9 protein-coding genes are annotated in these 7739 nt (G+C 68.0%); 6 read left to right on the forward strand and 3 right to left on the reverse strand.

Annotated elements, in window-relative coordinates; genetic code table 11:
• Positions 1–9: 9 nt before the first annotated feature.
• The 5 genes from grxC to clpB all read left to right on the forward strand — a co-directional run bounded on the left by grxC (position 10) and on the right by clpB (position 5387).
• Complete coding sequence (gene grxC / locus Q8R27_RS04080; RefSeq protein WP_305697802.1) at positions 10–273, forward strand: glutaredoxin 3; 264 nt, start codon at positions 10–12, stop codon at positions 271–273.
• A gap of 9 nt (positions 274–282) precedes the next feature.
• Positions 283–1101, forward strand: a complete 819-nt coding sequence (locus tag Q8R27_RS04085; RefSeq protein WP_305697803.1) for a carbon-nitrogen hydrolase family protein — start codon at positions 283–285, stop codon at positions 1099–1101.
• Entirely contained in the window at positions 1098–1526 is a 429-nt protein-coding gene (locus Q8R27_RS04090; protein WP_305697804.1) for a DUF1178 family protein, read from the forward strand. Before Q8R27_RS04085 ends, Q8R27_RS04090 begins: the two co-directional genes overlap by 4 nt.
• 77 nt (positions 1527–1603) lie before the next feature.
• The gene (locus Q8R27_RS04095; protein WP_305697805.1) at positions 1604–2698 is read left to right on the forward strand and encodes a hypothetical protein; all 1095 of its coding nucleotides are present in this window, start codon (positions 1604–1606) and stop codon (positions 2696–2698) included.
• Positions 2699–2804: 106 nt separating this feature from the next.
• On the forward strand, positions 2805–5387 hold the full coding sequence (gene clpB, locus Q8R27_RS04100; protein WP_305697806.1) for an ATP-dependent chaperone ClpB: 2583 nt from the start codon (positions 2805–2807) through the stop codon (positions 5385–5387).
• A 67-nt stretch (positions 5388–5454) separates the two neighbouring features.
• Here clpB and Q8R27_RS04105 read toward each other — a convergent pair whose 3' ends face one another.
• Complete coding sequence (locus Q8R27_RS04105) at positions 5455–5997, reverse strand: hypothetical protein (RefSeq protein WP_305697807.1); 543 nt, start codon at positions 5995–5997, stop codon at positions 5455–5457.
• 74 nt (positions 5998–6071) lie between these two features.
• Complete coding sequence (gene arfB / locus Q8R27_RS04110) at positions 6072–6497, reverse strand: alternative ribosome rescue aminoacyl-tRNA hydrolase ArfB (RefSeq protein WP_305697808.1); 426 nt, start codon at positions 6495–6497, stop codon at positions 6072–6074.
• A gap of 208 nt (positions 6498–6705) precedes the next feature.
• On the opposite strand from arfB, the gene Q8R27_RS04115 reads away from it, so the two are divergent.
• Positions 6706–7203, forward strand: coding sequence for a GNAT family N-acetyltransferase (locus tag Q8R27_RS04115; RefSeq protein WP_305697809.1), 498 nt, complete (start codon positions 6706–6708; stop codon positions 7201–7203).
• 106 nt (positions 7204–7309) lie between these two features.
• On the opposite strand, the gene Q8R27_RS04120 is transcribed toward Q8R27_RS04115, so the two are convergent.
• Positions 7310–7739: Fur family transcriptional regulator (locus Q8R27_RS04120; protein ID WP_305697810.1), on the reverse strand; the 430-nt coding region annotated here is incomplete at its 5' end.

A 7739-nucleotide genomic window follows, 5' to 3' on the forward strand; every position in this document is an offset into this window, starting at 1 on the left:
AGCAGGCGCATGACCCAAGTCACCATCTACACCAAACCCTATTGCCCGTTCTGCTCCCGCGCGATCGATCTGCTGGAGAAGAAGGGCGTCACCTTCACCGAGATCGAGGCGGCGTTCGACCCCGACAAGAAGCGCGAGATGGTCGATCGCTCCGGCGGTCGGGCGACCTTCCCGCAGATCTTCGTCGGCGATCATCACGTCGGTGGCTGCGACGACCTGGTGGCGCTGGAACGCGACGGGAAGCTCGACGTCCTGCTCCAGGCCGAGGCCTAGTTTGCGCCGATGCTGAAGGTCGGCCTCATCCAGACCCGTTCGCCGGCCTCTCAGGCCGCGGCGCTTGAGCATGTCCTGCCGCTGGTGCGTGAGGCCGCGGCGGGCGGCGCGCAGCTGATCGTCACGCCCGAAGGGACCAACATGCTGCAGGGCCGGCGTTCGGCGCTGATGGCCCAGCTCGTTTCGCTGGATGAGGATCCCGCGGTGGCGGGCCTGCGTACAGCGGCCGCCGAGCTCGGAGTCTGGCTGCTGATTGGCTCGGCTATGGTCCGGCGTGAGGATGGCAAGGCGGCGAACCGCTCCACCCTGATCTCGCCGGACGGCGTGGTCACCGCCACCTACGACAAGCTGCACATGTTCGATGCCGACCTGCCGAACGGCGAGCGTGCGCGGGAATCCGAGACCTACGAACCTGGCGCTCAGGCGGTGACGGCGGACGCCGCCGGCACGCGGCTGGGACTGAGTGTCTGCTACGACATCCGCTTTCCGGCGCTCTACCGGGCGCTGGCGCTGGCAGGCGCGCAGGTGTTGACCGTCCCTGCCGCCTTCACGCGGCCCACCGGCGAGGCGCACTGGGAGATTCTGTTGCGCGCACGCGCCATAGAGACCGGCGCCTTCGTGCTGGCCCCCGCGCAGGGCGGTCGCCACGAGGACGGTCGCGGCACCTGGGGACGCACCACGGCCATCGCGCCCTGGGGCGAGGTGATCGGCAAGCTGGATCACGACGAGCCCGGCGTCCTGCTGGTCGATCTCGATCTGGAGGCGGTGGATAAGGCGCGGGCGGCGATTCCCGCCCTGAAGAACGCACGCGCGTTCACCGGCCCATGATCCGTTATGCGCTCGCCTGCGCTCATGGCCACGGCTTCGAGGGCTGGTTCGGATCGTCCGAAGCTTATGACGAACAGGTGGCCAGCGGCCTGGTCGAGTGCCCGATGTGCGGCGCGCGCGAGGTCAGCAAGCAGATCATGGCGCCGGCCGTGGCGGGGGCGAAGAAGCGCGACCCAGCGCCCCCCGAGCCTTCACAGGCGATGATGGCGGAGGCGATGAGCCGGGTGCGCCGCCACGTGGAGGAGAACTTCGACTACCTCGGTGACGGATTCGCCGACGAGGCGCGCGCCATCCACCAGGGCCGCGCGGAGGACCGCGGCATCTACGGCGAGGCCAGCCCCACGCAGGTGCGCGCACTTGCCGAGGAAGGGGTCAAGGTGGCCGCGCTACCGCCGGCGCCGCCGAAGAAGTCGGATATCAACTGACGCTGCGTCCAGGCTCGCGTTGTGCGCCGTCGCATCCTGCTTCATGTTCCGAGGCGGGGACTAGGAAGGCGGGCGTCATGTCGATCATCAGAAACTGGCTCTCCGTCGCCTCAGTGGCGACGATCCTGGCCGCGGGCCAGAGCGGCGGCGCGGCGGCGGAATCCGCATCGCCTAGAACCCTGCGTGTGGTCGGAGAAGCGTTGACGCCGATCATGGGCGTCCAACCGCGCTTCGTCATCGACGCCCAGGTGCTCCCCGGAGAGGGCGCGTTCCGCAGCGAGGTCGAGGGCTGGTTCTCCGCGCTTGCCCCGATCCGCGGGGCCGACGAGATCCGCGGCGCCTGTGTCGAGATCCGCTGCGCGCTCTATGCCAACTTCGACCAGGGCAAGATCGAGATCAGCGCCGACCTCGCCGGCTCCGGCGCGCCCGGCGGGGGGCGTATGGTGCTGACTGACGGCGAGGGCAAGACGCTGGGCGAGACCACGCTGCGCTTCACTTCGCTGACCGGTCCGATCCCGGGCGTTGGCGAATTGGCCGCGCCAGGCGTCGTGGGCGCGATCGAGCTTGCCGATCTGCTGATGTGGAATGGCGCGCCGGCCGCCTTCGGTTCCACCGAAGACGGCCCGGTGAGCTGGCTGCAGCGCCAGGCGCTGGCCGACTGGCAGTCCGACCAGGGCCGCCCGGCGACCGGACTGATCCTCAAGGAGGACCTTGCGGTGCTACGGGCCGGCGCCCAGGCGGCGAAGGCGCGCGCAGGCTGGACCGCCTTGGGCGATCCCGCCCGCGGCTGGACCGCAGGCTATCCAGCGACCCTGTTGCCGCGCGCAGAGCGTAACGGCCAGGTCCAGCGCTTCGCGAGCGCCGACGGCGCGTCGGTGCTGGAGATCGCTGTCGACCCATCGCTCAGCGACACCGCGTTCAACGCCCTCGTCGAGCAACTCAGCGCCGAACGGCCGGGCGTCTCCAACCGCAACTACACGCGGGTGAACAGCGATATGGAGATCACCTACGAGGAGAACGGTCGCGAGATCTCCGCCGCCTATCACAACCGCGAAGGCGGCCTGGTGCGCCTGGAGTTCAGCTACCCCTCGGCGCGCGCCGCAGAAATGTCGTCGTTCAAGGCGATCCTCCCGCGTAGCCTGCTGGTCTCGGACGAGATCGCACCGCTCTAACGTCGCGCCCACCTTGTGTGACGGAATTGCCACACTACATCCCCGGTGACGCGGGCCGTGCTTGATGCAAGGCGGCTCGCGGCACGCCGCCTTTGAGGGGACGCCCATGAACATCGACATCTATTCCGACCGCGCCAAGCAGGCGATCCAGTCCGCCCAGAGCCTCGCGCTCGCCCGCCGACATCAACAACTGGCCCCGCAGCACCTGCTCAAGGTGTTGCTGGAGGAAAAGGACGGTTTGGCGCGCGCGCTGATCCAGAGCGCCGGTGGCCGCCCCGACGCGGCCGACGCTGCGAGCGAGGCCTCCATCGCCCGGATGCCCAAGGTCGAGGGCGGCTCTGGCCAGCTCTACATGGCCCCCGACGCCGCTAGAGTGTTCGCCAAGGCCGAGGCGGACGCCAAGCAGCAGGGCGACGCCTTCGTCACCACCGAACGCCTGTTGGTGGCGTTGGCGGAGGAGGGCGGAGAGGCTGCTGACGCGCTGAAGGCCGCTGGCGTCAACGCCGCCGGCCTGGAGGAAGCCGCCAAGGGGGTGCGCAAGGGCCGCACCGCAGACAGCGCCTCGGCCGAGGAGGGCTATGACGCGCTGAAGCGCTACGCCCGCGACCTGACCCAGGTCGCCCGTGACGGCAAGCTCGACCCGGTGATCGGCCGCGACGAAGAAATCCGCCGCACGATCCAGGTCCTGTCGCGGAGAACCAAGAACAACCCGGTGCTGATCGGTGAGCCTGGCGTCGGCAAGACCGCGATCGTCGAGGGCCTGGCCCTGCGCATCGTCAATGGCGACGTGCCGGAAAGCCTGAAGGACAAGCAACTCCACGCGCTCGACATGGGCGCGTTGATCGCTGGCGCGAAGTATCGCGGCGAGTTCGAGGAGCGCCTGAAGGCGGTCCTGAACGAGGTCACCCAGGCCGAAGGCTCGATCATCCTGTTCATCGACGAGATGCACACCCTGGTCGGGGCCGGGAAGACCGACGGGGCGATGGACGCGTCCAACCTGCTGAAGCCCGCCCTGGCGCGGGGCGAACTGCACTGCGTCGGCGCCACCACGCTGGAAGAGTACCGCAAGCATGTCGAAAAGGACGCGGCCCTCGCCCGTCGCTTCCAGCCGGTGTTCGTCGCCGAGCCCACGGTCGAGGACACGATCTCGATCCTGCGCGGCCTGAAGGAGAAGTACGAGGTCCACCACGGGGTCCGCATCTCCGACAGCGCCATCGTGGCCGCCGCCACCCTGTCGAACCGTTACATCGCCGACCGCTTCCTGCCGGATAAGGCCATCGACCTGATCGACGAGGCGGGCAGCCGCGTGCGGATGGCCGTAGATTCCAAGCCCGAGGAACTGGACGAGATCGACCGCCGCATCGTGCAGCTGAAGATCGAGCGTGAGGCCCTCGCCAAGGAAACCGATGCGGCCTCCCAGGCGCGGTTGGAAAAGCTGGACGAGGAACTCGACGATCTCGAGGGCCAGTCCACCGAGATGACCGCCCGCTGGCGTTCGGAGAAAGAAAAGGTCGGGCAGGCCGCGCAGGCCCGTGAGGCCCTGGACCGGCTACGCGCCGAACTGGTCACCGCTCAGCGTCGCGGCGACCTCCAGCGTGCGTCGGAGATCGCCTATGGCGAGATCCCGCAGCTTGAGCGGCGCCTGGCCGAGGAAGAAGCTGCAGCGGCCGAGAACCCAGTCAGTCCCGAGGTCGTCGACGCCGAGCAGATCGCCGGCGTGGTCAGCCGCTGGACCGGCATCCCGGTCGACAAGATGCTGGAAGGCGAGCGCGAAAAGCTGCTGGCCATGGAGGACGCCCTGCGCAAGCGGGTCGTCGGCCAGGAAGAAGCGCTGGTCGCTGTGTCCGACGCCGTGCGCCGCGCGCGTGCGGGCCTGCAGGACCCCAACCGTCCGATCGGCTCATTCCTGTTCCTTGGTCCCACCGGCGTCGGCAAGACCGAGCTGACCAAGGCCCTGGCCGGCTTCATGTTCGACGACGAGAGCGCCATCACGCGCATGGACATGAGCGAGTACATGGAAAAGCACTCGGTCAGCCGCATGATCGGCGCGCCTCCCGGCTATGTCGGCTACGACGAAGGCGGGGCGTTGACCGAGGCCGTTCGGCGTCGGCCCTACCAGGTCGTGCTGTTCGACGAGGTCGAGAAGGCTCACCCCGACGTCTTCAACGTGCTGCTGCAGGTGCTGGACGATGGTCGCCTGACCGATGGTCAGGGCCGTACGGTCGACTTCCGCAACACCATCCTGATCATGACCTCGAACCTCGGTTCGGAGTTCCTCGCCAGCCAGGGCGAGGGGGATGATGTCGAGGACGCGCGGCCGATGGTGATGGACGTCGTTCGCCGCCACTTCCGTCCGGAGTTCCTGAACCGGATCGACGAGATCATCCTCTTCAAGCGGCTCGGCCGCGCGGAGATGGACAACATCGTCGATATCCAGCTGCAGCGAGTCGAGAAGCTGCTGGCCGACCGGCGCATGTCGATCGTGCTGGACTCCGCCGCCCGGCACTGGATGGCCGACAAGGGCTACGACCCGGTCTATGGCGCGCGACCTCTGAAGCGCGTCATCCAGAAGGAACTGGTCGACCCCATCGCCCGCAAGCTGCTCGCGGGCGATCTGGAGGACGGTTCGGTCATTCAGGTCGGCGCCTCGGCCGATGGCCTGGAGATCGGCCGGGCCAAGGTCCACTAAACGACGAACGCCCCGGGGGTGACCCCGGGGCGTTCTTCATTTCTCGACGCGCAGGTGGCCGCGGTCGCTACAGATCCACGCTCACGGCGCGGCCGTTGCGGATTTCCACCCGGCGCATGACGGCGATGTCTGGCCCCGTGCCAGGGGCAATTGGCTTGGCGACGGTGATCACATACCAGGCGCCGTTGGCCAGGCCCGAAAAGCTGAAGCGGCTGCCCGCGTCGCAGACCGTGCGCTTGACGAAGGCCGAGTAGTCGCCGCTGGGGGCGTTCGGCGTGCGGGCGCGGACCTCGTCGGCCGGCAGGGCCGAGCGATCAGGCGACTTGTAGAGGATGGTCATCCGCCGCCGCGTCCATGGCGTCTCGGGCGTCAGGACGACGCCGGCGCCTTCGCAGCTGTAGCGGGTCTGGCCCGACTTGAAGACCAACCGGCCATCCACGCGACCCTGGCCCGGAACGGCCGACCAGGAGAAATCACCGGCGCGGAACGTATTGGCCGAGGGCGGCCCATCGGCGCCGGGCGGCGGCGGAGGCGGGGGACCCAGGGTCGGCGCGCAGGCGGCGACTAGAAGCAGGGCGGCGGAGGCGGAGATAAGGCGGATGCGTGACATGTCGCGCGCACCTTATGCGTCTCATTGCACCGACGCCAAGAGGTTGGTTGAGCGTGTTCGATCACGCCTGGGCCTCAGTCGTCCCCGCGAACCTTGCCACGCATGGATTTCACCCCGCCTCGATGCACCTTGGCCTCGACCCGCCGTTTCTTCGCGGCCAGGGTCGGCCGGGTCTTTTTTCGGGGGGGAGGCGGCGGTTCGGCGGCCTGGCGAATCAGCCCCAGCAGGCGTTCCAGCGCCTCGGCCCGGTTGCGTTCCTGGGTTCGATGGGTCATCGCCACCAGCACCAGAACGCCGTCCTGGGTCACCTTGCGCCCCGCCAGTTTCATCAGCCGGATCGCCACGTCGTTCGGCAATGAGGGCGAGCGACGCACGTCGAACCGCAGCTCCACAGCGGTGGAGACCGTGTTGACGTTCTGACCGCCCGGACCGGCCGAGCGGCTAAACCGCTCGGTCAGTTCGTCCTCGGAGAGGCTGATGGTGGGGGTGACTTCGATCACCGGCTTTTCCGATTTTCTCTTTTGATCTAGCTTCAGCGCATGCGCGCCGCGACCGCCCTTATGCACGTGACCATTCAAACCGCCCAGGCCGGGTTGGTGGAAGAGGTCGCGCGCTAGGAACAGCCAGCGTTCGCATCGACACCAGCCCCGCCGGCGACGGACGGGGCTTTTTCTTTGGCTCCGTTCTCCGGCCCACCGAGAGACCATGATGAGCCAAGATGAAATCCTGATCCGTGCGTCTGAACCTGAGGACGTGCCCGACCTGACGGAGGTGATGAACCAGCCGCGCGCCGTCTGGGGGACGATGCAATTGCCGTTCACCAGCGTCGCCACTCGGCGCGAGCGCTTCAAGGTGACCTCAGCAAGCCAAACGATGCTCGTCGCCGTGATCGAGGGAAAGGTCATCGGCAGCTTGGGCCTTAGCCGGCTGGAGGGGCGGCGCAGCCATGTCGGCACGTTCGGCATGGCGGTCCACGACGCCTATGCCGGCCGGGGCGCGGGCACGGCGCTGATCGCCGCGGCGGTGGAGCAGGCCGATCGATGGCTCAACCTGCGCCGGCTCGAACTCACGGTGTGGACCGACAACACCCGTGCGATCGCGCTCTACGAACGCTTCGGCTTCGAGCGGGAGGGTTTGATGCGCGACTATGCCTGGCGAGACGGCGCGTATGCCGACGCCATTTCGATGGCTCGGTTGCGTCCGTAGGCCGCTGTGCGGCCCACTCCTTAGATCGTCATCATCGACCGGAGCGAAGCGGAGTGTCGGGGATAACGAGCTTAGATGGAAAAAGTCGCTTGGCCGGGTGGCGTTCCTATCCCGCCGAGCAGGCCGCGCAACGACCGCGGGCTTCCAGGGTGATGGTCGAAACCTGGTAGCCCGCCTTGGCGGCGGCGGAGAGCTGGGCCGTGAAGTCCGGTTCGAACTCCGCGGCCGCTCCGCAGCAGTCGCAGATCAGGAACGCGGCCCGGTGGCTCTGGCCGTCGATGCGGCAGGGCACATATGCGTTGAGGCTCTCGATCCGATGCGCAAAACCGAGGCGTTCCAGGAATTCGAGCGCCCGATAGACGGTCGGAGGCTTGGCTGGCTCGCCGTGTGCGCCGAAGGCTGCGATCAGGTCGTAGGCCTTCTGGGGGGAATTGGATTCGAGCAGTAGCTCAAGGACGCGGCGGCGGGGAGCGGTCAGCCGCTCCTGTGTTGCGGCGCAGCGCTGTTCGGCCGCGCCAAGCGCATGGTTTAGCGCC

Source organism: Phenylobacterium sp., assembly GCF_030697305.1.
GTDB lineage: Bacteria > Pseudomonadota > Alphaproteobacteria > Caulobacterales > Caulobacteraceae > Phenylobacterium.

What these genes read in the sequence shown, in the direction of transcription:
- Q8R27_RS04115 (WP_305697809.1), top strand. Translation starts at nt 6,706, where the DNA reads ATGAGCCAAGATGAAATCCTGATCCGTGCGTCTGAACCTGAGGACGTG.
- Q8R27_RS04085 (WP_305697803.1), top strand. Translation starts at nt 283, where the DNA reads ATGCTGAAGGTCGGCCTCATCCAGACCCGTTCGCCGGCCTCTCAGGCC.
- Q8R27_RS04090 (WP_305697804.1), top strand. Translation starts at nt 1,098, where the DNA reads ATGATCCGTTATGCGCTCGCCTGCGCTCATGGCCACGGCTTCGAGGGC.
- clpB (WP_305697806.1), top strand. Translation starts at nt 2,805, where the DNA reads ATGAACATCGACATCTATTCCGACCGCGCCAAGCAGGCGATCCAGTCC.
- Q8R27_RS04105 (WP_305697807.1), bottom strand. Translation starts at nt 5,997, where the DNA reads ATGTCACGCATCCGCCTTATCTCCGCCTCCGCCGCCCTGCTTCTAGTC.
- grxC (WP_305697802.1), top strand. Translation starts at nt 10, where the DNA reads ATGACCCAAGTCACCATCTACACCAAACCCTATTGCCCGTTCTGCTCC.
- Q8R27_RS04095 (WP_305697805.1), top strand. Translation starts at nt 1,604, where the DNA reads ATGTCGATCATCAGAAACTGGCTCTCCGTCGCCTCAGTGGCGACGATC.